Raw genomic sequence first — 25,807 nt, forward strand, 5'->3', positions numbered from 1 at the left:
TTAAAACGAGTTATTATTGTTGTTGTTTGTATTGTTGCGGTTTGTAGTATTTCGAGTGTTATCGTCTTCGTCAATGTCAGCTACTTCACGGCGAACAGTTTCGTTCACATGCTCAGTATCTTGGATTTTCTTCTTGCCGACGACGATTTCTTCAGAAACGACGTCTTTCTTCGAAACGTTTACGCGTTCTTCTGAAACCGGTACATTGATCGTTTCGTTAGTGTTACGGAAAGCATCTGCGTCTGTCACTTCTTCATTTACAGGACGGCGTTCTACGTACACTTCCTCGCGTTCCACTGGAACTTCAATCGATTGGTTTTCTTCGACAACATGCTTGCCGACATTCACTTCGCCGGTTTGAACTCGTTCAGTGCCGACATTCAAACGTTCCTCGTGAAGGCGTAGGCGTTCCTCGTCTGTTGTTGAATCAGTTGATGAACCGAACGTTCCGCCAGTTGTGCTATCTGTAGTGCCGGAAGTTGAACCGAATGTGCTTCCGCTATCCGATGAAGTTGAACCGAACGTTCCGCTTGTATCAGATGAAGATCCGAACGTATCCCGGTCATTTGATGTCAATCCTGAAGTTGTGCTGGAACCGAATCCTGCAGCCGATTCACTTGAAGTGCTGCCAGTTCCTGAAGAACTGTTATAGCTTTGGCTGTAACGATCATAAGAATCGCCATAATCACTATCTACATATAGTACAAGTTTGCCGTTTTGCACCTGGCGAAGATATTCATCTTCCTCATGCTGATCCAATCCCATTCCGTTGAATGCTCCTGCAGAAGAAGAATCGCCGGAAAGTGCTGACATGAATTTGCCCATGAATCCTTGGTCTTCGTTTTGTCCACCAGCAGCGTCTACATGAACGTCTGTCTGATTTTGGACCATTGAAAACGAGTTTTCATCTTGGCCAACAACGTACATATCATTTTCGTTGTAGCCTTGTGCTTTAAGTTCTGTTACTTTGCTTAAAACTTCCGCTTGTGTGTTGAATACTCCGATAAATGTATTGTCTTTTCTAGCCATGGTAAATTCCTCCTTGTAATGTTGGATAACCTTGAACTCAGGTAGTGGTAGTTTACCCCCGACTCTCTAAAACTTAAACATTATACGTGTTAAAAATAGCCGAGATGCCTGTCTCAACAGTTGATATATAAGGATTTAGCGGTAGAAAAAAATATGGGGAAAGCTTTAAAGATTCTTCATTTTTGGTTGTTTTTCTTGCAGATTATCTCAGGGGAAATTAAAGAAAGCTATTGAATTAAGTTGTCACTTCGGCGGCTGCCAGCTTTTGCGATAAGCAAGCGGCGTAGTGCCAGTTCGCTGTTTGAACAGATTGATAAAATGGCTGACATTTGGCACACCAACTTGTTCTGCAATAACAGCTACCGGTTTGTTGGAGTATTTTAATGCATTTTTTGCGTAAGTGATCCGGTAGGATATCAGAAACTCGTTTGGTGCAAGGCCGGCATATTTTTTAAATTCCCTTGCAAGATGGTATTTGCTGATATTGAAATGCTTAGCTAAATGATCAAGCGATAGCGGTTTGTTGAAGTTCCGTTCCAAATAACGCATAACACCTGTCATTGTCTCTGAGACATAATCTCCAGCTGGTTGCGGGCCGTTAGCGGAGTAAAGGCATTCAGTTAACAGGTCGGTCAGAATCTTGGAGCTTAGCGGTTCCGAATAGGGAGTGAATTCCCTGTGCAGCTCTATCAACTGCTGCAAAGCGGACTTTGCGGTATCAGGGTTTTTCAGCGCGATAACCGGAGACTCGGATAGTTGGAAATAGTGATAGTAGCCGTTAATCGCAGCGCCATTCAAATGAACCCAGATGAATTCCCATAAATCCTTACTATCAGTTTCATAATGCTGATAATCCATACAATTAATAAAAAAAGCTTCGTCCGCTTTTAGCTTGTACTGTTTGCCTTTAAAGGTTAAATAACCTGTTCCGGATAAGGTAATTGCTATGAGAAAAGAGTTCAGCTGCTCCCTATCGGTGAAGTAGCCTGGCAATGTGCGGAAATATCCAGCTTCTTCAACATAGAAAAAAGAAGTTCTGGCAAATTGGCTGGGTGTGGCAATAAGGCGGATTGAATCTTTTGTCCAATTATGGGCTGCCTGCTCTCGATAATAAGCCATTTTGACCTCCGCAACATTCTGTTATTTTTGAACAACATTACACGATGTAGGTTGTATTGTAAACGGTTACAATAACTGAAAATAACAGGATTAAAAAAGGAGGCAATAAGTATGGCTTTTCAAATGATTAAACCGGCAAAGAAAGCGCGCATTGGTCTCTATACCATCGGTTTGCAGGCCTATTGGAGTCAATTTCCTGGGTTAAAAGAGAGGATAGAAGGATACGGAAGATTTTTAGAAACAAAAATGTCTGAATTCGGGGAAGTTTACAATTACGGACTGGTCGATACTGAAACGGAGGCGAGAAAAGCAGGCTATTGGTTCAATGAGAAAAACGTTGATTTGATTTTTTGCCATTCTGCTACGTATTCCACAAGTTCAGCGATCCTGCCCATCCATCAAATTTGTGGCGCACCTGCGGTCATCTTGAATTTGCAGCCGACGGCAAAAATCAATTACCGGCATACAACTACGGGCGAATGGCTCGCGCATTGCGGAGCTTGCCCGGTCCCGGAAATTTCAAATGCCTTTAACCGGGCAAAAATTCCGTTTCGTGTTGTCAACGGATTGTTGGGCATGGAAGAAACACCGGAAATCTCATTAGCAAATGAAAAAACGAGCAACCGCAAAGAAGCGGTTCGCGCGTGGAAAGAAATTAGTGAATGGATTCGTGCAGCGGCGGTTCCCCGCACATTAAGAGAAAGCCGTTTTGGATTTTTAGGAAACACTTATAATGGAATGTTGGATCTGTACAGTGATTTCACTATGATCCAAGCGCAGACCGGACTTCATGTCGAGGTAATGGAAATGGGGGATTTGGATGCTTTTTTTAAAGAAGTCACCGAAACAGAAGTAAAGCAGAAGATGGAAGAAGTCCATGCGATGTTCAAACTCAGCGGAGATTCTCAATCGGATCCGATTGCCAGAAAACCGACGCAAGAACAATTGGAATGGTCCTGCAAAGTTGCGGCGGCGCAAGAAAAAATGGTGAAGGCGTTTGATCTGGATGCACTGGCTTACTATTATCACGGTTCCTCCGGCAGCCATTTCGAACAACTTCAATCAGGTTTTATCGTTGGCCATTCCTTGCTTACGGCTAAAGGCATTCCTTGTTCCGGAGAAGGCGACCTCAAAACTGCTGTAGGCATGAAAATCGCTGACATACTGGGAACAGGGGGCAGCTTCTCGGAAATTATGGCAATCGACTATGATGCGGAAACTATATTGCTCGGGCATGACGGGCCATTTCATATCGCTATTTCAGACGGCCAGCCGATTCTTCGGGGAATGGGGCTATACCACGGCAAGCAAGGCACTGGAGTGTCCGTGGAAGCAAAAGTGCAAACGGGACCGGTCACCATTTTAAATGTCACACAAACCGGGGATGGCAACCTTAAGCTGATCATTGGCGAAGGCGAGTCTATAGATGGGGACATTATGCAAGTTGGCAATACCCAGACCCCAATTAGATTTTCTATGCCCCCTGATGATTTCATGGAGCATTGGTTCAAGGAAGCCCCAACCCATCATTGTGCGTTAGCTATTGGAAAGAATGCCAAGCTTTTTCAAAAAGTCGGAGAATTATTAAATATGAAGCATGTAACTTTGTAGGTGAATAATTCTTTGTAGGAGGCTGCCAATAGCCTCCTTTTATTTATCAAGCTATTAAAAAAGTAAAGCTAAGTTGTCTGAAAAGTGTTAAAATATCGATAAATTTAAAATTGTCCGCTTTTCTATGGCTGTAATTTTAATGAATTGCTGATAGACAGGAAGGAGCGTGCATTCGTCCTATGAAAGCGTTGTTCAGTCTCTTTTGTACTTTGTTTATTGTAAGCGCTTGCTCGCTCTCTTCTTATGATAAAGAAAGTTACGAAGTTATTTATTCGATCGATGAAGTGGTAGCAGAAGAAAAAGATGCTCAAAACTTACAGCAAATTACAATAGCGATTGTTCCTAAAGTGGCAAATATTCCTTATTTTAACGCGGTTGAAGAAGGCGCCCTCGAAGCGGCTAAGGACTTGGGAGTTAATTTACTGTACAAAGGGCCAGCTTTTGCAGATGCTTCTCAGCAAATTTCGATTATTGAAGAACTGATTGAAGAAGAAGTGGATGCGATTGCTGTTTCAGCAAATGATCCCGAACAATTGGCTCCTGTTTTGTTGGAAGCAAAAGAGAACGGCATCAATGTAATCACTTGGGATTCCGATACGGTTCCGGAAGCAAGAGATTTTTTTATTAACATGGTGGATCCTGAAACGCTAGGCCGTCACTTGATGGATACACTGGCATGGAATACAGATGAAACAGGTGAATTTGCCGTGTTGACGGGAGCTTTATCGGCCGCCAATTTGAGCGAATGGCTCTATTGGATAAAAGTTCATCAACAAGAATATTACCCGAATATGACATTGGTTGAAGTGTCGGCAAATGATGATGATCCCCAACGTGCCTATGCATCAGCAAAAAAGCTGCTGAAAAAATATCCGGATTTGAAAGGGATTATCGGAAATTCTTCGGTCGGGCCCCCAGCAGCCGCCCAAGCGGTAAAAGAACTTGGGAAAGAAGGGGAAGTGGCAGTTGTAGGGCTGTCATCGCCCAATCCGATGAACGAATATTTGAAGGATGGCTCAGCCCAGATTATTACACTGTGGAGCCCGAAAAAACTGGGATACTTGACGGTAACGTTAGCCCACAACTCGCTGAAAGGGAAAGAGCCTTTTGATTGGCAAGAGATTTCAAAGGTGGGGAAAATACGGATGATCGACAATACGGTAATTATGGGGGATCCGATGGATTTTACAAAAGAGAATGTGGACCAATATGATTTCTAAACTCCTGAAATTCAAAAATTACCGGCTGCGGACCAAGTTGATCGTCACTTATGTATTGCTGACAGTTATACCGATTTCCCTGTTAGGTTATATCGCATACAGCCAGTATACAAAATCCATTGAGGAACAAGTAGGCGAATATATTCCAAAGCTCTTGAAGCAGGCCAATGAAAATATTGCCAATCAAGTAAGGGAGTTGAGGGAGTACCCGGACCTTCTCTACAATTCGGATGAAGTGGTCGGGATTCTAAGGAAAGATGCCCACCAAAGCCGCTCGGCGCTTCTGCAAGATGAGTTCACTGTGAATACTTATTTAACACGAACTTTCATCAATGGAAGCAGCCAGGATATATTGGGGGTTTTCGTAATATCGAAGAACCGAATTTTCCATAGCACAAAAATTCCATACTCCAATTTCGGATTAGTGGATTACTCTCAATCATATGGCCAAGACATCCAGTTGAAAAGCAATGATGTTTTTGTTTTGCCTCATCAAACTTCCTTGCGTTTTGAGGGAGATCCGCCTTTCGTTTTGGTGATGAAGCAGCTTACTGATCTGGAGAACAGGACCGACTTGGGCACTGTTCTTGTGGCGGTGAATGTTACTTTCCTGGAGAGTGTCATCAACGAGATGAGCGAAGAAGGAAAAGCGGATTTGTGGATGATGAACCAAGATGGACGGATCATTTATCATACGGATGCGAACAAAATCCGGACAATTGACCGGGAATTTAACAAATATCCTAAAATAAATGGCAGTTTCCGATCGACCCAAGAAGACGAAGGCCGGCTGATTAGCTTAAATTACATGGATGAAACCGGGTGGACTTTGGCCCACAGCGTCTTAGCCAGAAATTTGACTGAAAAAACTGATTTGGTCAGAAACGCAACGATCGCGATCTTTCTCGTTTTCGTGGCTATCAGTACATTAATTTCCTTCTTATTGGCGTGGAATGTATCAAGTCCGCTTAATCGCTTGACTAGAATGATGAAACGGGTTGAAAAAGGAGATTTTGATGTGGATTTAGCGATTGGCACTACCGATGAAATAGGAATGCTCGCTAATAACTTCAATTCCATGATTACAGAAATCAAAGACTTGATCCGGGAAAACTACCAGATCGAATTGAAACAAAAAGAAGCGGAATTATATGCTTTACAGTCGCAGATCAATCCGCATTTTATGTACAACACTTTAGAGACAATTGCCATGTCAGTTGATGACGACGAGAAAGAAACGGTCGTAGAAATGGTCACGCTGCTCGGCCGGATGCTTCGGTTCTCCATCGGCAATAAAGAATCTGTGGTGCCTATTTCAGACGAATTGCTGCATGTAAAAGACTATTTGACGATTCAAAAAATCCGGTTTGAGGAAAAATTTGATTTTATTATCCGGGAAGAGATAGAATCCCGAAATTATTATACGCCCAAGTTCGTATTGCAGCCGATTGTTGAAAACGCAGTTAAACACGCCCTTGTCTACGGGCGGGTTACGGTCATCGAAATTGGAGTCTGCCTGGTCCCGGGCACCGATGGAACAGAAGAAATTTCTTTTAAAGTAAAGGATAACGGCACTGGCATAAAAGAAGAAACACTGGCAGACATCCAGCAGATGCTTGCTTCAGATCCAATGGCCAAACGGGATTCACATTTTGGATTAAGCAATGTCCACGCACGCATTGCCATGAATTTTGGCAGCGGATTTGGCCTGAACATCTCCAGTGGCCACGATCAAGGAACAGAAGTCGAGATTAAAATCCCTGTATTAAAAAACAGTACTGAAGGGGGGCAACAAAAACTTGAAAAAAATTAAAACGGTTATAGTAGATGACGAAAACCGCATTCGCCGCGGAATAGAAAAATTGGTGTTATCTTGTGGAGAAGATTGGGAAGTGATCGCTTTATTTGGTGATGGAATTGAACTGATCGAGGCCTATGAAAAAGAGCCTTTTGAATTTGATGTTCTCCTTACCGATATTCGAATGCCGGTGGTTGATGGTCTGACGCTTATAAAAAAGATGAAAAAAGTGGCTTTTTTCAATCCTGTAGTCATTAGCGGATTTGATGATTTCAATTACCTGCAAGTTGCCCTGAGAGAAGGGGCGCTGGATTATATCTTAAAACCGATCGACCGGGAAGAATTTAAAAAACAGTTGGATGTTCTCAGGCAAAAAGTTAAAATCCAGTGGAAAGAACAGGAACAAACAATCCTATTGGAAGGACAGGCGAGGAAACTTGGATATGTTAAACAAGTGGAAAAACTCATTGAGGCCACAAAAGGGTTCGAATACGATATTTCTTTATTGGACTGGACGAGTGATTTTCCAAAAGGAACCTATACACTAATTCAAATTGCGATTGATAAACCGTTAAGTTATTCAAATGCCATGCCAAAAGAAGAGTGGCGTACATGGATTCTAGCGAATGAAAACATTATCGGAGAACTGCTTCAGGACAGTAAAAGAGATTTCTGGAAATGGAGGGGAGAAGCCTCCTGTTTTTGGGCGTTGCTTTGCAGCGAGGAAAATGAAAGCGAAGAAAAATTCAAAGAAGAGATCCGGAACTTTGTCCACAAACTTCAAAGCACTGTCCAAAATCTGCTGCCATTTACAAATTCAGTAGCGATTAGTCAGTCTTTCGAAGATTTGAGCTATCTGCAAACAATTGCTAATGACGTATTGGCACTTATGCAGTATCGTGCCATTTTCGGCAATAATCAGATCCTGCTGCAGGATTCGGGCGAAATCCTCATGGTTAACCACGAATTGAGGAATGCGGGGAAATTGCAGCAATTGATCCAGCAAATCATTCAAGCGCTGGAGCGGATGAATGAGGAGGAATTGAAAAAGCGGCTCAGCTTGTTTACTGATGAGCTGCATGGTTTGCGCTTATCCAGTGAAGCGGAATTCTTCTTGCAATCGCTTAGCGTTCAGCTGATTAATTACGTAATTAAATGCACTCCGCGGGTAAATAAAGATTTGTTGGATATTCGCGATACAGCAAATTTATTGAGCAAAACAAAAAACATAGAAGAGCTGAATCAGGAATTGGAAAGCTGGGTACTGGCTATTTACCAAAAGCTTTCGGCGTTAAACAAAGAAAAAGTACACAATGAAACGGCCCTGGCCAAAGAATGGATCCTGCAACATTTAAAAGATAACATTACAATTGAAAAAATAGCCAGCCATGTTTATATGAATCCAACCTATTTCTGTGAATGCTTTAAAAGCGAAACAGGAGAGACAGTCCTCGATTTTGTTACGCGAAGCCGAATCAGTAAAGCCCGAGAATTGATTCTGACAACAAATTTAAAAGTCTATGAAATTTCAGAAGAAGTGGGATACACCGATACTAAATACTTCAGCAAATTGTTCAAAAAATACTATGGTGAACTTCCTTCTAAATACAAAGAAAAATTGAAAGCTTAAAACCTCCAGAAATGGGGGTTTTTTTTGTATAAACAAAAACAAACAGAGAAATACCCACCTTTTTCCGAAAATCTTCTACTTACTGAAAATTCGAATAAAATGTATTCTTTGTGAAAGCGCTAACATCATCTGAATAACTGCAGGAATACTATATGTTTGGGAGTGAAGCTATGTCTGAATACGTTTTGGAATTAAAGGGGATTACTAAGAAATTTCCGGGAGTCACAGCTCTGGACCAAGTGCACTTTAAGCTGAAACCAGGAGAAATTCATGCGTTGATGGGCGAAAACGGCGCAGGAAAATCCACGTTTATCAAAGTAATCACAGGTGTCCATGCGCCGGATGAAGGGGAGATTTTCCTGAGTGGAGAAAAGGTGGAGTTTGCTGGGCCGAATGATGCCCAAGCAGTAGGAATAGCGGCAATTTACCAGCATGTAACGAACTATCCTGATTTGAGCGTGACCGAGAATATATTCATGGGGCATGAAAAAGTCCAAAAGCTTACCGGACGTTTGCTTTGGAAAGAAATGCATGAGGAAGCTCGAAAAATCTTGCGGTCCCTAAGTTCATCTATTGATCCTAAAGCTGAAATGGGTTCTTTGAGTGTAGCGCAGCAACAAATTGTTGAGATTGCCAAAGCGATTTCCACACATGCCCGAATCATCATTATGGACGAACCGACAGCCGCCCTGACTTCAAGAGAAAGCGAAGAGCTTTATAAAATTGCTGAAAGTTTGCGGGACCAAGGGGCATCAATCATCTTTATCTCACATCGTTTTGAAGATATGTACCGGCTTGCGTCACAGGTCACCGTCTTGCGCGATGCTAAATACATCGGCTCTTGGGGGATAAACGAAATTTCCAATGAAGCATTGATTGTTGCGATGGTCGGCCGGGAAATCAATCAAGTTTTTCCGGACCGCAGTGGGGAACTGGGCGAAAAGCTTCTAGAGGTAGAGGGGCTGAGCAAAGCAGGTTATTTTGCTGATATTTCGTTTACGCTCCGCAAAGGAGAAATTTTAGGGTTGACTGGGCTGGTCGGTGCAGGAAGAACGGAAGTATGCCAAGCGCTTTTTGGAATCATGCCTTACGACAAAGGGGCGATCGAGTTGAATGGCCAAAAGGTCAGCATCCAGAGCCCGAAAGAAGCCATCAAGCTCGGCATCGGCTATTTGCCGGAAGACAGGCAACTGCAAGGGCTCGTGCTTCAATGGAGCATCGGGCGGAACATTACCCTGTCAGCATTGAAAAAATTCGGCACAAAAGGTTGGCTGAATGAAAAGAAAGAGCACGTATTTACAAAAAACCTTGCTGAGAAAATGCACGTAAAAGCGAATAGTGTTTTTGATCTTGTCAGTTCCCTTTCGGGAGGAAATCAACAAAAAGTTGCCGTTGCAAAGCTGCTGACAGCCCAATTGGATGTCATCATTCTTGATGAGCCGACAAAAGGCGTAGATGTCGGAGCAAAGACAGCTATATATGAAATCATTAATGAACTAGCGGCACAAGGCTACGGAATTATTCTTGTATCTTCGGAAATGCTTGAAGTGATCGGAATGAGCGACCGGATCGCAGTTATGCGCCAAGGCCGAATCACTAAAATTTTTGATCGGGAAACGGTTACCCAGGAGAAAATCCTTGAAGCATCGATGGCAGATAAACCGAAAAAGAATGCCGGATAAGACAGAAAAGACAAGAGGTGGATCAGATGGCTGAATCTGTAATAGACAACTCCACAGAACTTCCTGTGGAAAAAAAAGCTTCCAAACTAGCGGCGATTTCAAAATTTCGTGAACTGGGACTGTTGGCTTTCATCATCCTGCTTTGCATAGTCGTCCAAACAAAAAATGCCAGCTTTCTAACAATCGGCAACTTGACGGATATGATAACGAACACCGCTATTCTCAGTATTCTTGCATTGGGTATGATGCTGGTATTGATTACGCGGGGAATTGACTTGTCGATCGGTTCTACCCTTGCTTTGTCCGGCATGATCGTAGCGCAAACTGTGAGTATCTATAGCGGTTTGAACCCGGTTTTGGCAATCTTGATGGGAACAGCGATTGGCATTGTATGCGGTATTGTAATCGGTTTTCTGGTCGCTAAAATAGGGATTCTTCCTATTATAGCGACGCTAGCAATGATGAATATTTTCCGTGGGCTCAATTATACAGTTAGCGATGGACAGTGGATCAGTTCTTATCAAATGCCGGCTAGCTTTGTATCCATCGCAACTAGCAAGATTCTTGGCATCAACACTTTGGTGTTTATCGCCATTGTCATCTATATTATCGCTTTTTATTTCATCAACCATACAAGAACGGGCAGGCAGATTTACGCTGTCGGCAGCAATCCGGAATCAGCGAAAGTAAGCGGCATCAACCAGACAAAGATTTTATTGATCGTCTATTCGATCATGGGTGGCTTGTCCGGACTTTCAGGAGTTTTATGGGTTTCAAAGTTCGCCTCTGCACAAGGTGATACGGCTTCAGGCTACGAATTGACTGTCATTGCAGCCTGTATTCTTGGCGGGGTGAGCATTGCGGGCGGATCAGGCAAAATTTCGGGAGTTATCTTGGGGGCATTTCTGCTAGGAATCCTGAATAATGGACTTCCGTTGATGAACGTTTCTCCTTTCTGGCAAATGGCGATACAGGGATCAATCATCCTGATAGCTGTTATTATCAACGCCCTTGTCAAAAGAGGAGTAGACCGAAACAATCTGCTAAGGAGGAAGATATGACCATGACACAGAAAGCGATTGGCCAAAGTGAATATGTTCAACGGACACTTAAGGATAAACAAGATTTCACATGGAAAAGATTCTTCCTCCAGTGGGAATGGCTGCTGATTTTAGTTTTCTTTCTAGTGCTGGTGATCAATACCAATCTTTCTCCTTTCTTTTTGAACGGTGCGGGGCTCCGGGATGCCACTATGATTTTTCTGGATAAGGCGTTTATCGTCTTTCCAATGGTCATGATCATGATTCTCCGGGACATCGATATCTCGGTCGGTTCTACAGTCGCATTAAGTTCCGTCATTATGGCAACGCTTTACAATGATTTCGGCATGCCGATGGGTGCTGCGCTGGGGGCTTGTTTGCTTGTAGGGGCGGTTTGCGGATTGATCAATGGCTTGCTGATCGTAAAGTTCAAAGAACTCTCAGCCGTCATTGTAACGCTTGGAACGATGATTTTATATCGGGGCATTGCGTATATCATCCTGGAAGACCAGGCGTCCGGAAACTTCCCGACGTGGTTCAGTTTTTTCGGATGGGGAAATGTCGGCGGCATTCCATTTATCTTGCTTGTTTTTTCGGTGCTTGCGGTTGCCTTTACACTGCTGCTCCATAAAACGACTTTTGGCAGACAGATTTTTGCAATGGGAAACAATACGACAGCGAGCAGGTTCTCAGGTGTTCAGATCGATAAAGTTAAAATCATCGTTTTTACATTAGCCGGTTTAATGGCTGCTATTACTGCCATCTTCCTTGCCTCGCGCATGGGCAGCACGCGGCCGAATGTGGCGACCATGTATGAATTGGACGTTATCGCGATGGTCGCATTAGGGGGCATCAGCACGGCTGGGGGCAAAGGCCGTATGATCGGCGCTATCATAGCTGTGTTCATCTTTGGATATCTCCAATATGGTTTGGGATTGATCAATATTCCTTCTCAAACGATGCTTGTCATTACGGGACTCTTATTGCTTGCGGCAGTCGGGCTGCCAAAAATCAATATCAGCCAGAAGTTCAAGCGGTTCAGACGGAAACAATTGGAATAGGTTACTGGCAGCAGGCCGCTATCGGGTTGTTGCATATGTATAAAAAACAAAACTAAAGGGGCGAAAAAAGATGAAGAAACTTCTATCGAAATTTGCAATGATCGGTTTGGCGGCAACAATGCTTACAGCTTGCGGAAGCCAGGAAGCTGCACCGGAACAAGGGGCAGCAGCAGGAGATTCAGGCGGGGACGGCGCTAAAACGTATGCCATGGTATTTAAAAACACAGGAAATCCGTACGGGGAAAAAATGATGGAAGGTTTTGAAGAGGCTATTAAAGAAGCTGGCGGTGAAGTTATTCTTCGCGCTCCAGATCAGCCGACAGCGGAAGGCCAAATACAAATTGTCGAGCAGTTGATTACTCAAAAAGTAGATTCTATTTTAATTACAGGAAATGATATCGATGCACTTCAGCCAGTTTTGAAGAAAGCCATGGATGCAGGCATCAAAGTTCTATCAGCAGATGCGGCCGTTAATCCGCAAAGCCGCTTGGTACACGTGAACCAAGCGGATCCGGAACTGATTGGGCGAACACAAATTCAGGCGGTTTCTGAAATGATCAACGGGGAAGGCCAAATTGCGGTCTTAAGTGCCACTTCCCAGGCATCGAATCAAAACCTTTGGATTGAATGGATGAAAAAAGAACTTGAAAAACCGGAATATGAAAAAGTCGAGCTTGTAAAAGTTGCTTATGGCGATGACTTACGGGATAAGAGCACATCAGAGACTGAAGCTTTGCTGCTGCAATATCCGGATTTAAAAGCGATTGTTTCTCCAACTACTGTCGGAATTGCAGCTGCAGGGAAAGTGCTTACGGATAAAGGACTGGAAGGGAAAATTGTTTTAACGGGCTTAGGGCTTCCGAGCGAAATGGCGACTTATATTGAAAACGGTGTTTCACCGGCGATGTTCCTATGGAATCCGATTGATGTTGGATATGGAGCAGGCATGACGGCTGTTGCACTAGTAGAAGGTGAAATCACAGGGAAACTTGGAGAAAAATTTGAAGCAGGACGCCTTGGCGAAAAAGAAATCGTGGAAGACGGCGAAGGAACACAAGTCATGCTGGGCGAACCGTTCCGGTTTGACAAAGAAAATATTGCCGAATGGAAAGAAGTTTATTAACAGATTAAAGGATTTGATCCTGCACCCAAAAGATGTTGATGGGAAGCACTTGCTTCCCATCAATATCCTTTTGTTATAACGAGAAAGATGAAGGTTTGCTGATGGGAGGAAAACGATGGGAAAAAGCAATAAGTTTGCATGGACGTGGACGATCAAAGAAGAGGTTTTGGATGACTATGTGAAGCTCCATGAAGAACCTTGGCAAGAAGTGCTCGATGAACATACTAAAGCAGGCATCCAAAATTATTCCATCTTTCAAAATGGTGCCCAATTTTTTTACTGCTTTGAATGCGAGGATGTTGAGCGGGCATTTGCTTACATAGCGGAAAGCGAAGCCTGCAATAAATGGAATGCCATCACTTCAACTATGGTAAAAGGATCATTTGATTTCAATAGAGCAGAACCGATCAAGCCGCTGAGAGAAGTGTTTTATTTAAAATGAATGTAGATTTCTTCAACTTCTTCAAATCACTGAAAAAGCAATTTCAGCAGCTGTAAAAAATAATCACACCGGAGGTACTTATGGTACAGAAACTATGGAGCGAAGAAAAGGCCAATAATTTAGCTGCAGGACTCAGCGAACTTGTTTACCGTTCGAACCTAATCGGATAGGACCGCTCTGTCTGCAATTGGGGCGGCGGCAATACATCCATGAAAACAATTGAAAAGGATTTTAGAGAGCGTGATATTGATCTGGCTGAATCGGGAACGGTTGTTCAGTACAATGACAAAGACATTGCCCGATCTGTCAGTTTGCTTCCGGTCACTTACGTTGCGGTCGTTCCCCAATCGACCATTGTGCCGCGCATGACCCACGCTGCGCACCGGGTGCATCAGGATGTGGAGGAAGGAAAAACGACTGCTACCTGCATCAATTTTATTTCAGGGCCGAGCAACAGCGCTGATATTGAAATGGATATTGTCATCGGTGTTCATGGGCCCGTTGAAGCGGTCCATATTGTTGTAACCGACAAGTGAATAGCAGAGAAAATATGCGTCTTCCAAATGTCAGCTTAATGGTGTTTGCAAAGGCGTTTTTCTTATGCCTAAAAGGGTACGTATAAATCAGCGAAAACTATATCTCCACAATTAGGAGTGGTAGCATGGCCAGCGAAAAAAAACGTGATGGATTAACGGTAGTCGTCACCGGGGCATCGAGCGGATTTGGAAAAGGAATTGTGAAGCAGCTGTCAGCGGAAGGAGCTAATGTGGTGCTTGCTGCAAGGCGAACCGGACTTATCGAAGAATTGGCGAAGGAATGCGGACCGAATGCATTACCGGTCACCACTGACATCAGCAAAGAAGAAGACATGAAACGGCTGTATGAAACAGCGGTATCAAGATTCGGAAAAATCGACGTCTGGATAAACAATGCGGCGCTCGGCATCATCGGCTCATTTACTAAAGTGCCTATTGAGGATTTGGTTCGCCTAGTCGAGATCAATATACTCGGCACAATGTACGGCAGCCATTATGCATTGAAGCATTTTAAGGAGCAAGAGCAAGGCACACTGATCAATATGTCTTCTTTTGTCAGCAAAGTGCCGCTGCCTTATGGAGCCATATACACCGGAACGAAAGCGGCCATCACTTCTCTCAGTGCAGGACTGTACCAGGAAATGAAACTGGAAGGAAGAGATGACATCCATGTTTGTTCCGTCCATCCATGGGTGACCGATACGCCTTGGACGGTGCATACCGGTAATTACAGTGGCCACGACTTGCGGTTTGGCCCAGTGGACGATCCGGAAACAGTCATTGCAGCGGTCATCGGACTGATCGACAAACCGCAAGAAAGTATCGACATCGGCTTCAAAGTGAAAGGGACACTGGCTTCTTATAAATTAGTGCCGGGTCTGGTCGGGAAATTGAACGGTGCCTCCTTGATGGCGATGCTAATGTCTGCACCGGAAGCTGACGCTACGTCAGGCAGTTTGCACACCCCAACTGCTGAAGGTACGGAAGTGTCAGGCGACTTACGTGAAAAGCTGAAGCGGAAATTGAAAGGGCAGGAAGAGTAGACGATAAGCGACAGGAGGAACCACTATGGCAAACCAAACAAATCGGCAAGGATTGACGGTGGTCATCACCGGCACATCGAGCGGCATTGGCAGAGGCACTGCGCAGCAGCTGGCCGCCCAAGGAGCAAATGTGGTGCTTGCGGCACGCCGTACGAATGTGATTGAAGAAATTGCACAGGCATATGGTCCGAACGTTATTGCAGTAACCACGGATATCAGCAAGGAAAAAGACGTTGCAAATTTATGCGAAACGGCCATCTCAACCTTTGGGAAAATTGATGTCTGGATCAATAATGCGGGTGTGGGAACATATGGATCGTTTACGGAAACGCCTTTAGCTGATTTGGTCCGCACAGTGGAAATCAATATGCTTGGTACCATTTACGGCACGCACTATGCACTTCGGCATTTCAAAGAGCAAAAATCCGGTACACTCATTAATATTGCTTCTTTCGCAAGTCAAGCCGCAGTTCCTTTCGGAGCGGTTTACACCGGTACGAAAGCAGCCGTCTCCGGCCTTAGCAAAGGTTTGTATCAGGAAATGGAAGTGGATGATTTCGAAGATATCCATGTTTGTGTCGTGGACCCTTGGGTGACCGATACGCCATGGACTTATCATGCCGGAAATTACAGCGGCCATGAGATTTTGGTTGGGCCCGCTGATGATCCGCAGAAAGTTATTGATGCAATTATCGGATTGGTCGACAAACCAAAAGAACAAGCGGAAATCGGTGCTAAAGTGACCGGGACAGCATTCATCGGCAACATTGTGCCAGGAACCACCGATAAGTCCACAGGCAAAGCGCTGCATAAAATGCTGATGGATGCTCCGCCTGCCCCGACAACTTCCGGAAGCTTGCATGAATCGCATCCTGTAGGCACAGGTGTATCCGGCGACTTGAGAGAACGGCTGGCCCGAAAAAAAATTAGTGATCAATAATGAATGAAACTAACGAAGCGGAGGGATAGCTCGATGGCCAATAAGAAAAAGCATGCGGGGTTGACCGTTGTTATTACGGGTGCATCAAGTGGATTTGGAAAAGGGGTCGCGCAAAAGCTGGGAGCCGAAGGGGCAAATGTTGTATTGGCGGCCCGGCGTACACAATTGATTGAAGAGTTGGCAATAGAAATCGGACCGAATGCATTGGCCGTGACAACGGATGTCAGCAAAGAGGAAGATGTTAAACATTTGTGCGAATCGGCAATAGCTGCTTTCGGGGCAATCGACGTTTGGATCAATAACGCGGCGGTTGGCGTGATCGGCCCTTTTACAGAAGTTCCGACAAAAGACATTACCCGAGCCGTCCAAATCAACGTGATCGGTACCATTTATGGCAGCCATTATGCACTCCGTCATTTCAAGGAACAAAAAACCGGTACGCTTATCAATGTAGGTTCGGTATCCGGTAAAATTCCATATCCTTATTACACGCCATACAGCACTACAAAGTTTGCGGTAACAGGGTTAAGCGCAGCTCTCCATCAGGAAATTGAGCTGGAAGGCTATGATAAGATTCATGTTTGCACCGTGCATCCATGGGCAACGGATACACCTTGGTTCGAACATACCGGAAACTATACGGGGCATGCAGCTGAACTAAAACCGATGGACGATCCGGAAATCGTCATCGATGCAATTGTCGATTTGATCGACAATCCAAAAGAGAGTGTTGATACCGGCATAAAAGCGAAAAGTGCCGCTATATCCAGTCATTTGGCGCCTGGAACAACGGAAGCATTTAATGCCAAGTACGTCAAAAAAATTATTCAAAGCGCTCCGCCTGCACCTCCGACTTCCGGAAGCCTGTACGAACCGATGGAAACGGGAACCGGCGTTTCCGGCGGCATACGGGAGCGGATGAAACAAGAAGAGGAACAGCAAAAAAGAACATGAGAAAGAGGGCTGGCTGCTCATAGGCCAGCTTTCTTTCATTTATAGGCCTCATTCTGGCTTTCTGTATAATAGTGAAGAAAGTGGCTGGAAAAATATGCTGTAGACGTTTAAAGACCTTGTTATAATCGATATACATTGTGTATTAACAGCAGGAAACACGGCAACAAGTATAGTTAGGAGCAGATAAATGAATCATCGCGCATATTTAGCTTTAGCAATTCCTCTTACCATATCAACCATTACCACCCCGCTGCTTGGCGCTGTTGACACGGCTGTCGTCGGGCAGCTTCCTAATCCCGCTTATATTGGCGGCGTTGCAGTGGGTGCCATCATATTCAATACCATGTACTGGCTTTTCGGTTTTTTGCGCGTCAGCACTTCCGGTTTCGCAGCACAGGCGAGTGGAGCGAATGATGAACAGCAAAGTGTGTTGGCATTGGCCCGCCCATTTTTCATCGCCCTGCTCGTCAGCCTTGGGTTTTTATTGCTGCAAAAACCGATTGAGCAGGCAGCATTGGCTATGATCAATCCGGCAGCAGACGTCAGCAAGTTCGCTTCGGAGTATTTTGGCATCCGCATCTGGGGTGTTCCATTTACTTTATTGAACTATGTGATTCTTGGCTGGCTGATGGGGATGGGACGCATCAAAGTTTCAGTGACGATTCAAATTTTGATGAATGTACTGAATATCATTTTAGCTTTGCTATTTGTCAACGGATTTTCCTGGGGAATATCAGGAGTGGCGGCAGCAACGCTTATTGCTGAATTTTTTGCGTTTTCCCTAGGGATATTCATTTTATGGAAGGAACTTTTAGGGCGGACTAAATTTCCGCCACTAAAGGAAATCATCGATGCCGGCTCTTTAAAAAAAATGATGGGCGTCAACCAAGATCTTTTTATCCGCACGTTATGCCTATTGACGGTATTCAATTTGTTTACGATGAAAGGGGCTTCGTTCGGCACGGAAATGTTAGCGGCAAATGCTGTGCTTTTTCAAATCCATTATCTGATGGCATACGCTTATGATGGGTTTTCCAATGCATCGAGCATTTTAGCCGGGAAGGCAATGGGCTCAAAGAACAAAGAGCTCTATACAAAGACGTTATCTTTATCATCTCAATGGGCTGTTATCTCTTCAGTGATTATTGCCGGCGTCTATTATCTTTTCAGCGAACGCATTATTTCAATTTTTACTAACATTCCATCAGTGATTGCTTTAGCAGAGACATATGATCAGTGGCTCATCATCTTTCCATTTACGGCAAGTTTCGGCCTTATTCTTTATGGGTTATTCACCGGGGCCACTGAAACCGCACCGATTCGAAATTCAATGATCTTTGCCTTGCTCGTCTATTTGCTGGCGCTGTTTTCCCTGGTGCCGATATTCGGTAACCATGGGCTGTGGCTGGCATTTATCGTGTTCAGCCTTGGCCGCTCTTTCTTTTTGGCACTATATGTTCCCAGGTTAAATAGAAAGTATACGGAATCAGCAAAAATAGTTTCTTAAATAAGGCAGCTTTTTAAAAGTTAGGGTTGATATGAATTTAGAACCAGAATAACTTATAATTCATATATAATGCTATTATAGAAGAAGTTAGGAAATTCGCTATAATCTATATTATCGACTAAATGCTGCAATGGAGGACCAATATATGAATGCAGAAATCTTGAAACGCAATAACGTGCACGTAAAAGGGCAGGGAGATCAGACAATGGTTTTCGCCCATGGCTTCGGCTGTGACCAACTAGTCTGGCGTGAAGTGTCGGCGGCCTTTGAAGACAAGTACCGGGTGGTGCTGTTCGATTATGTCGGATCTGGGAAAAGCGATAAATCCCAATACTCAACAGAACGGTATAATTCCCTTCATGGCTATAAACAGGATTTATTGGAAGTATGCGAGGCGCTTGATCTGGAAAAAATCATTTTGGTCGGGCATTCGGTGAGCAGTATGATCGGGGCGCTTGCTTCAATAGAAAAGCCGGAATTGATGGATAAGTTAATCATGGTCGGACCTTCACCGCGCTACTTGAATGAACCGGATTATCGTGGAGGCTTTGATAAAGAAGACATTGAAGATTTGCTGGAAATGATGGAAGTAAACTATAAGGAATGGGCAAAATACTTGGCTCCGGTCAGTATGCAAAATCCGGAGCGGCCGCATTTAGCAGAGGATCTTGAGAAGCTGTTTATTTCAAACGATCCAGTCATAGCACGCCAGTTTGCGGAAGTGACCTTCAGTTCGGATGTCAGGAAAGATCTCGAAAAAGTAACGGTGCCAACGTTGATATTGCAACCGAAATATGATGCTATTGCTTCTCCTGAAGTCGGCGAATATGTTCATCGCAAAATTTCAGGCAGCAAATTTGTCATAATGGACGCTATGGGCCATAATCCACACATCAGCGATGCCGAAGAAACGATTTGCCGCATAAAAGAGTACCTAGCAGAATAGGAGGAAATCGGGATGGATGAACAATTGAATTTAGCGCCTTGCGGCTACTTAGTGATCGATTCATCCAATTACATCATTGAAATGAACGAAACGCTGAAGCAACTGATCGGAGTAGATGAACCTTTGATTCATATGCATGAAATGCTGACAGTTGCCTCACGCGTTTACTTTCAAACCTACTTTACGCCATCGATCAAGATGCATGGTAAAGTGGAGGAAATGTTCCTGACCTTAAAAAGTGTCAATGGCCGCATACCGGTGCTGATGAATACTGCGGAACGGAATGGCCGTTATGAATGCGTACTCTTGCCGATGACTATCCGACAGGAATATGAAAATGAATTGCTCATGGCAAAGCGCCAAGCTGAGAAAATCCACCAGGAATCAGCAGAAGCGTACAAAAAACTTCAAGATTTGATGAAAGAAGTGGAAGGAAAGAAACAGGAGTTGGAAGAGCTAAATGCGCAACTTCAAGGAATGACAGAAACGGATTCGCTGACTGGTTTGAAGAATCGACGTTATTTGGACGAACAATTGCTGCAACTGACAGGGGAATCTTCAGAGACCGGCGAACCGCTAACGTTATTGGTAGTTGATATCGATCATTTCAAGCAAGTGAACGATACATATGGACATCCGGTCGGGGATTCGGTGCTGCAAGAACTAGCTGGGAAACTTCAAAATGAAACACGGGATCAGGACATTGTCGCCCGCATGGGAGGGGAAGAATTTGTTATTGTCCTTCCAGCCACAGACAGTGACGGAGCCTTAAAGATGGCCGAGAGAATTCGGGAAAACATTGAGCATGGAGAATGGAAGCATGTAAATATCACAGTCAGTATCGGCGTTGCAGTCTACGAAAGCGGCGATAATCCAGCGGGCTTGTTCTCAAAAGCAGATGAGGCATTATACCGTTCCAAAAGCTCCGGACGCAACCGGGTTACTGCTCAATGGGCATACATGCAATAGAGTAAAAGTAAATACGAATGGACTTATTCAATAAAAAAAGAAAATTTGAAAGACCGTGTGGGAGGGCCAAATGGAGAAAGAGATTGTATGGTTGGGGGAACGGGTGGTAAAGGATAAATATCTCATTGCCCAGTTGATCCATGAAGAAACAATTAAAAACGTCCCTGAGGAAGAATTGAAGGCATACAAGGAATTGATGGAAGTTGTAACCGAAACCAGAGCGAATTTTGTAGAGTTGCTGGGCAATTCAATGCAGCATTATTTGGAAAAAGAAGTACTCGATAAGATTACGCAATGGGGAGAATCGACAGGCAGGTATTTTTTGGAACAAGGCATGTCTTTGGAAAGTGCGCTGATGGAAACTTCCCTTTACCGGAAGCACATCGGAAAAGTGATTAAGACAGAAGCATTGCACCAAAAAATGTCCACTGAAAACATTTTTGAGGGCATGGAAGTATTCCATTCATTTTTAGATCACGCGGTCAATTCATACAGCACAGCATATATAGATGCTTATCAGAAAAATCTAGCTGCAGCCCGAAAAGAGTTCTTGGAATTGTCTGCGCCGGTTGTTCCGTTAAACGACCATATTGCGGTTTTGCCGATTATTGGAGATCTCGATTTGGAAAGAGCGCGATATATGCTTGAAAAAACGTTGCTGGCGGCGAACCGTCAGCGGATTACGTCATTGATCGTCGATTTGTCCGGTGTAGTTAAAGTCGATTCAATGGTCGCGGAACAAGTTATCCAAATTGTACAATCATTGAAACTCGTAGGGGTCCGCGCAATTCTAACAGGGATTCGTCCAGAAATCGCCTTGACATTAACACAGCTTGATGTAGATATCAATAGCCTTGAAATTGGCGGCAGCTTGAAGCAAGCGGTCCAAAAATTAAATTTTACCAGTTAAAAAAAGCCGCTGAATTTTTTCTTCAGCGGCTTTTACTTTTTCCAATCTTATTTTGTCGCTGCGTTTAATTTGTCGGCAGGCAACACTTGCTTTAATGTTTCGCTTTGTTCAGCGGTCAATGGAATCATCGGCAGCCGAACCCCGCCGACCGGAACGCCAGTCAAGTTTAAGGCGGTTTTCACTGGTGTAGGGTTTGGTGCGGCAAACAATGCTTTCATGATAGGAAGCAATTGGCGATGGGCGGATGCAGCGCTCACTGTGTCTCCTTGTTTAAAGCTTGAAATCATCTCCTGCATTTCGCTTCCGATCACGTGCGAAGCGACAGAGACAATCCCATGTCCGCCAATTGCAAGCACAGGCAATGTCAAACCGTCATCTCCGCTATAAAGAGAAAATGTATCTGGCGTTCCTTCAATGATGGCTGCCATGGCATCCAAATCGCCGCTCGCTTCTTTCACGGAGACGATGTTATCAATTTCAGACAGGCGGATGATCAGCTCGGCCGACATGTTGACGACGCTGCGCCCTGGAATGTTATAAAGCATAACTGGCAGGGAAGTAACTGCTGCAATAGCTTGGAAATGCTGGAACATGCCTTCTTGTGAAGGTTTGTTGTAATACGGTGCGACGAGCATGATGCCGTCAACGCCTGCTTCTTCTGCTTGCTTTGTCAGGGAGATGGAAGCGCGTGTATTGTTGGAGCCGGTTCCGGCAATGACTGGAATCCGTCCATTAACGGTTGCTACGACAAATTTGAACAGCTCCACTTTTTCTTCAGAACTCAAAGTCGGCGATTCTCCGGTAGTGCCGGCGACGACCAGCCCGTCCGATCCGTTGGAAATCAAATACTCCACCAATGTTTTTGTCGCTTGAAAATCAATTTCTCCATTTGCGTCAAAAGGAGTTACCATCGCTGTTACTACTTGGCCAAAATTCATAAGCTCACACCCTTATCATTTTTTGTTGTTAATCCTGAGGTGTTGGGCAACCGGGAATAAACAAAAAAGCACCAACGAGGCTCTCGTTGGTGCAGTAGAAACAATGTTTACCACTCGTTTCTGTGCGTCAGATAGCCCTCCATATAGTTTCCTATATGACAGTCCAGCATTTGTTCAATGCAGAACCAGCGGATAAGAGCATGAGATTCTTATCGCTTCGGCAAATCCCCCTTTCTGCAAACGTCCTTGGAGCTCATACTCCTCGGCTTGTATACTAATGGTTTTTGCACCTCTATCCTCACTTCAAATGATTGAAGCAGGAAATATTGAATTAGCTAGACTTTAACAAAAAACGCTGCTAAATGCAAGAGGAATCGGGTATATCATGCCTAGATGAGAGGTGGAGAATCATGAAGGAGAGCGAATACGATAAATTTCTGCGGATAAAAACAGAGGGGAACCAGCAGGGATTCAATGACTCACCGCATTTTCACCGGTATGAGCCAACCCCCTATGCGTTGCTGGACCAGTTCTTCAGCCGGTATGAATTGGACTCTGGAGATCGGCTTGTCGACTTCGGCTGCGGCAAAGGCCGGCTGAATTTTTATATCCATCATCGATTTAGCTGTGAAACGGCCGGTATTGAAGTTAATCCGGCGTTTTATAACGAGGCGCTGGAAAATCAGGCGGCATACGAGAAGGGCAGAAAGCAGGCCAGTGGGAACATCAGGTTTTATTGCTGTGCGGCTCAAGATTATGCTATCGCTCCACAGGATAACCGCTTCTATTTTTTTAATCCTTTCTCGGTTCAGATTTTCATGTCTGTCATTACGAATATTTTGCGTTCCGTGGAAGAGACGGAGCGCGAAGTGAAATTGCTGCTATTTTTCCCATCGGAGGACTATATTGATTTTCTTGAGCGCAGAACATCCTTTGAACGGAAAGTAGAAATTGTTTTGGCCGAGGGGCAAAAAAATATGCGTGAACGCTTTTTGGTATACCATCTGTCGCAAAGCTGATTAATAAGTTGAGATATTGGGGTATAAGCAATTAAAGTGTGATTGATGAAAGTGGGGGGAATCTTATGAAGTGGCAAGGCAGAAGGGCTAGCCGGAATGTGGAAGATAGAAGAGGAATGGGAGGCGGTGGAAAGCTTGTTGGTGGCGGGCTTGGCGGTTTGGTTCTCGTCTTGATTGTTGCGCTCATGGGCGGTGACCCGACAGCGGTCTTGAATGAATTGGGTGGTGCAGGAACAGGCTCAGGACAGCCTTACGTGGAAACGGCGGAGGATCAGGAACGTGCGGAATTTGTCTCGGTCGTCTTGGCAGATACCGAAACGATCTGGTCAGAGGTTTTTGCGGAGGAAGGCATGGAATATGTAGAGCCAACCTTGGTTTTGTTTACGGAAAGCGTCAATTCAGCTTGTGGGACTGCAGGAGCTTCTGTCGGGCCGTTTTATTGTCCGGGAGACCAGAAGCTGTATATTGATTTAAGCTTTTACGATGAGCTGCAGCAGCAGTTTCAGGCGCCAGGCGACTTTGCAATGGCGTATGTCATTGCTCACGAAGTCGGCCATCATGTGCAGAACCTGCTTGGTGTAATGGAGCAAGTCCAGCCTCTCCGCAATCAGCTTAGTGAAAAGGAATATAACCAATTACAGGTTCGCCTGGAATTGCAGGCGGATTATTTGTCGGGTGTCTGGGCCCATCATGCGGAAGAAATGGGGCTTCTTGAAGAGGGCGACTTGGAAGAGGCGTTAACAGCAGCAAGCGCGGTCGGCGATGATACTATACAAAAACGGGCGCGTGGTTATGTCGTGCCTGACAGCTTTACGCATGGTACGAGTGAACAGCGCAAGAAATGGTTTTACCGTGGCTTTGAAGCAGGCAACCTGAAAGAAGGCGACACCTTCAATGCGAAGGATTTGTGACGTTTTTCTCGTGTACTCTTGTGGAAACTGACGGTAGAGCATTGATATTTCGGCCATTGTGATTCATTATAAGAATAGACAGTCTTTTCATGCATCGAGTGGAAAGAAATACATTTCTATAAAGGAAGTTCACTATGGCGGAAGAAAACATTACCCGAATACAATTAGGCGACAAAGAACTTATTTTGATCGGAACCGCACATGTTTCCAAACTAAGCGCGGAGCAGGTTAAAGAAGTTATTGAAAGGGAGCGTCCGGACTCGGTTTGCATTGAGCTTGATGCGCAGCGCTATCAATCGGTAACTGAAAACAGCAAATGGAAAGAGACCGATATATTCAAAGTGATCAAAGAAAAGAAAGCTAGTTTTTTGCTGATGAACTTGGCGATTTCATCGTTCCAAAATCGCTTGGCCGACCAATTCGGCATAAAGCCGGGACAGGAAATGATTCAAGGCATCGAGTCTGCAAAAGAAATTGATGCCAATCTGGTGCTTGCCGACCGCAACATTCAAATTACATTTTCACGGATTTGGGGCAATATCGGTCTAATGGGCAAAGCCCAATTATTGACCTCTGTTTTTTACAGCATCTTCAGCAAAGAAACCATATCCGAGGAAGACTTGGAGAAAATGAAATCACAGGATACTTTGAATGCTGTGATGAATGATTTTACACAAGCATTTCCTAAACTCAAAACACCGCTAATTGATGAGCGCGACCAGTATTTGGCGCAGAAAATCAAAGAAGCGCCAGGCAATAAAATTGTAGCCGTACTTGGAGCTGCGCATGTGCCGGGAATTACAAAAGAAGTGCATCGCGACCATGATTTAGAAGCGCTTGCTACACGGCCGCCCAAATCAAAATGGCCGACAATAATTGGCTGGGCGTTGCCGATTTTGCTGGTAGCCATCATTGCCTATACTTTCTACCTGAATCCGGCTGCTGGAATTGACCAGACGAAAAGCTGGGTGTTATGGACGGCAACGCTTGGCGCGATCGGTGCAGCTGTAGCATTCGGCCATCCGCTAGCCATTTTGACTGCGTTTGTCGGCGGACCGATCGGAGCACTGCATCCGTTGCTTGCCGCTGGCTGGTTCTCGGGTCTTGCGCAAGCGTATGTCCGCCGGCCGAATGTCGGGGATTTTGAAACCTTGTCGAAAGATGTCTTTACACTGAAAGGTTTCTGGGACAATAAAGTCACGCGTGTTCTTTTGGTTGTCGTTTTGACTAACCTTGGAACGGCAGCAGGCAATATCATTGGCGGCGCCGATGTTATCCGGCTGTTCTTAAAAAATTTATAAAAGTTATTCAAAATCGGACGAGAAATTTCTCGTCCGATTTTTCTTTTTAAAAATGATAGTTCACTTTAGAAAGGGGTA

The 25,807-nt window shown here is 44.5% G+C and carries 22 protein-coding genes, 1 pseudogene and 1 riboswitch; of the genes and pseudogenes, 20 read left to right on the plus strand and 3 right to left on the minus strand.

Annotated features, from left to right (window positions below; translation table 11 throughout):
- Positions 1-1,029, minus strand: coding sequence for a DUF2382 domain-containing protein (locus B0H99_RS11010; RefSeq protein ID WP_106533714.1), 1,029 nt, complete (start codon positions 1,027-1,029; stop codon positions 1-3).
- A 243-nt stretch (positions 1,030-1,272) separates the two neighbouring features.
- Entirely contained in the window at positions 1,273-2,148 is an 876-nt protein-coding gene (locus B0H99_RS11015) for an AraC family transcriptional regulator (RefSeq protein ID WP_106533715.1), read from the minus strand.
- Positions 2,149-2,259: 111 nt separating this feature from the next.
- Between B0H99_RS11015 and B0H99_RS11020 the strand changes: the two genes are divergently transcribed.
- The 17 genes and pseudogenes from B0H99_RS11020 to B0H99_RS11100 all read left to right on the plus strand — a co-directional run bounded on the left by B0H99_RS11020 (position 2,260) and on the right by B0H99_RS11100 (position 21,560).
- On the plus strand, positions 2,260-3,759 hold the full coding sequence (locus B0H99_RS11020; RefSeq protein ID WP_106533716.1) for an L-fucose/L-arabinose isomerase family protein: 1,500 nt from the start codon (positions 2,260-2,262) through the stop codon (positions 3,757-3,759).
- 179 nt (positions 3,760-3,938) lie between these two features.
- On the plus strand, positions 3,939-4,979 hold the full coding sequence (locus B0H99_RS11025; RefSeq protein ID WP_106533779.1) for an autoinducer 2 ABC transporter substrate-binding protein: 1,041 nt from the start codon (positions 3,939-3,941) through the stop codon (positions 4,977-4,979).
- Positions 4,969-6,792 carry a cache domain-containing sensor histidine kinase gene (locus tag B0H99_RS11030; protein ID WP_181313654.1) on the plus strand — a complete coding sequence of 608 codons (1,824 nt, stop codon included), beginning with the start codon at positions 4,969-4,971 and terminating at the stop codon, positions 6,790-6,792. The genes B0H99_RS11025 and B0H99_RS11030 overlap by 11 nt, the downstream gene beginning before the upstream one ends.
- Positions 6,779-8,407, plus strand: a complete 1,629-nt coding sequence (locus B0H99_RS11035) for a response regulator transcription factor (RefSeq protein ID WP_106533718.1) — start codon at positions 6,779-6,781, stop codon at positions 8,405-8,407. The genes B0H99_RS11030 and B0H99_RS11035 overlap by 14 nt, the downstream gene beginning before the upstream one ends.
- Before the next feature lie 170 nt (positions 8,408-8,577).
- Positions 8,578-10,089 (plus strand): sugar ABC transporter ATP-binding protein, encoded by a 1,512-nt coding sequence (locus B0H99_RS11040; RefSeq protein ID WP_106533719.1) that lies wholly within the window; start codon positions 8,578-8,580, stop codon positions 10,087-10,089.
- A gap of 26 nt (positions 10,090-10,115) precedes the next feature.
- Positions 10,116-11,150, plus strand: coding sequence for an ABC transporter permease (locus B0H99_RS11045; RefSeq protein WP_106533720.1), 1,035 nt, complete (start codon positions 10,116-10,118; stop codon positions 11,148-11,150).
- Positions 11,147-12,190: an ABC transporter permease gene (locus B0H99_RS11050; RefSeq protein ID WP_245894506.1), complete on the plus strand. Its 1,044-nt coding sequence runs from the start codon at positions 11,147-11,149 to the stop codon at positions 12,188-12,190. The genes B0H99_RS11045 and B0H99_RS11050 overlap by 4 nt, the downstream gene beginning before the upstream one ends.
- Positions 12,191-12,260: 70 nt before the next feature.
- The gene (gene rhaS / locus B0H99_RS11055) at positions 12,261-13,313 is read left to right on the plus strand and encodes a rhamnose ABC transporter substrate-binding protein (protein WP_106533721.1); all 1,053 of its coding nucleotides are present in this window, start codon (positions 12,261-12,263) and stop codon (positions 13,311-13,313) included.
- A 115-nt stretch (positions 13,314-13,428) separates the two neighbouring features.
- Positions 13,429-13,755: an L-rhamnose mutarotase gene (locus B0H99_RS11060; protein WP_106533722.1), complete on the plus strand. Its 327-nt coding sequence runs from the start codon at positions 13,429-13,431 to the stop codon at positions 13,753-13,755.
- A gap of 242 nt (positions 13,756-13,997) precedes the next feature.
- Positions 13,998-14,291: pseudogene (locus B0H99_RS11065) on the plus strand (LutC/YkgG family protein); the annotation flags it as partial.
- Positions 14,292-14,416: 125 nt separating this feature from the next.
- Entirely contained in the window at positions 14,417-15,334 is a 918-nt protein-coding gene (locus B0H99_RS11070) for an SDR family NAD(P)-dependent oxidoreductase (RefSeq protein ID WP_106533723.1), read from the plus strand.
- A gap of 25 nt (positions 15,335-15,359) precedes the next feature.
- Positions 15,360-16,274 (plus strand): SDR family NAD(P)-dependent oxidoreductase, encoded by a 915-nt coding sequence (locus B0H99_RS11075; protein WP_106533724.1) that lies wholly within the window; start codon positions 15,360-15,362, stop codon positions 16,272-16,274.
- A gap of 33 nt (positions 16,275-16,307) precedes the next feature.
- Complete coding sequence (locus B0H99_RS11080; protein ID WP_106533725.1) at positions 16,308-17,228, plus strand: SDR family NAD(P)-dependent oxidoreductase; 921 nt, start codon at positions 16,308-16,310, stop codon at positions 17,226-17,228.
- Between the two features lie 187 nt (positions 17,229-17,415).
- Positions 17,416-18,735 carry an MATE family efflux transporter gene (locus B0H99_RS11085; protein WP_106533726.1) on the plus strand — a complete coding sequence of 440 codons (1,320 nt, stop codon included), beginning with the start codon at positions 17,416-17,418 and terminating at the stop codon, positions 18,733-18,735.
- Positions 18,736-18,880: 145 nt separating this feature from the next.
- Positions 18,881-19,681 carry an alpha/beta fold hydrolase gene (locus tag B0H99_RS11090; protein ID WP_106533727.1) on the plus strand — a complete coding sequence of 267 codons (801 nt, stop codon included), beginning with the start codon at positions 18,881-18,883 and terminating at the stop codon, positions 19,679-19,681.
- 12 nt (positions 19,682-19,693) lie between these two features.
- Positions 19,694-20,650, plus strand: a complete 957-nt coding sequence (locus B0H99_RS11095; RefSeq protein ID WP_106533728.1) for a GGDEF domain-containing protein — start codon at positions 19,694-19,696, stop codon at positions 20,648-20,650.
- 70 nt (positions 20,651-20,720) lie between these two features.
- Positions 20,721-21,560 (plus strand): STAS domain-containing protein, encoded by an 840-nt coding sequence (locus tag B0H99_RS11100; RefSeq protein WP_106533729.1) that lies wholly within the window; start codon positions 20,721-20,723, stop codon positions 21,558-21,560.
- A 47-nt stretch (positions 21,561-21,607) separates the two neighbouring features.
- On the opposite strand, the gene dapA is transcribed toward B0H99_RS11100, so the two are convergent.
- Entirely contained in the window at positions 21,608-22,498 is an 891-nt protein-coding gene (gene dapA / locus B0H99_RS11105; RefSeq protein WP_106533730.1) for a 4-hydroxy-tetrahydrodipicolinate synthase, read from the minus strand.
- A 124-nt stretch (positions 22,499-22,622) separates the two neighbouring features.
- Positions 22,623-22,801, minus strand: a riboswitch (Lysine riboswitch).
- 107 nt (positions 22,802-22,908) lie between these two features.
- On the opposite strand from dapA, the gene B0H99_RS11110 reads away from it, so the two are divergent.
- The 3 genes from B0H99_RS11110 (at position 22,909) to B0H99_RS11120 (ending at position 25,729) form a co-directional block, all read left to right on the plus strand.
- The gene (locus B0H99_RS11110; protein ID WP_106533731.1) at positions 22,909-23,517 is read left to right on the plus strand and encodes an SAM-dependent methyltransferase; all 609 of its coding nucleotides are present in this window, start codon (positions 22,909-22,911) and stop codon (positions 23,515-23,517) included.
- Between the two features lie 65 nt (positions 23,518-23,582).
- Entirely contained in the window at positions 23,583-24,428 is an 846-nt protein-coding gene (ypfJ, locus tag B0H99_RS11115) for a KPN_02809 family neutral zinc metallopeptidase (RefSeq protein ID WP_106533732.1), read from the plus strand.
- A gap of 134 nt (positions 24,429-24,562) precedes the next feature.
- Positions 24,563-25,729 carry a TraB/GumN family protein gene (locus tag B0H99_RS11120; RefSeq protein WP_106533733.1) on the plus strand — a complete coding sequence of 389 codons (1,167 nt, stop codon included), beginning with the start codon at positions 24,563-24,565 and terminating at the stop codon, positions 25,727-25,729.
- The last annotated feature ends 78 nt before the right edge of the window (positions 25,730-25,807 follow it).

This window comes from Planomicrobium soli (genome assembly GCF_003014655.1).
Classification (GTDB): domain Bacteria; phylum Bacillota; class Bacilli; order Bacillales_A; family Planococcaceae; genus Planococcus; species Planococcus soli_B.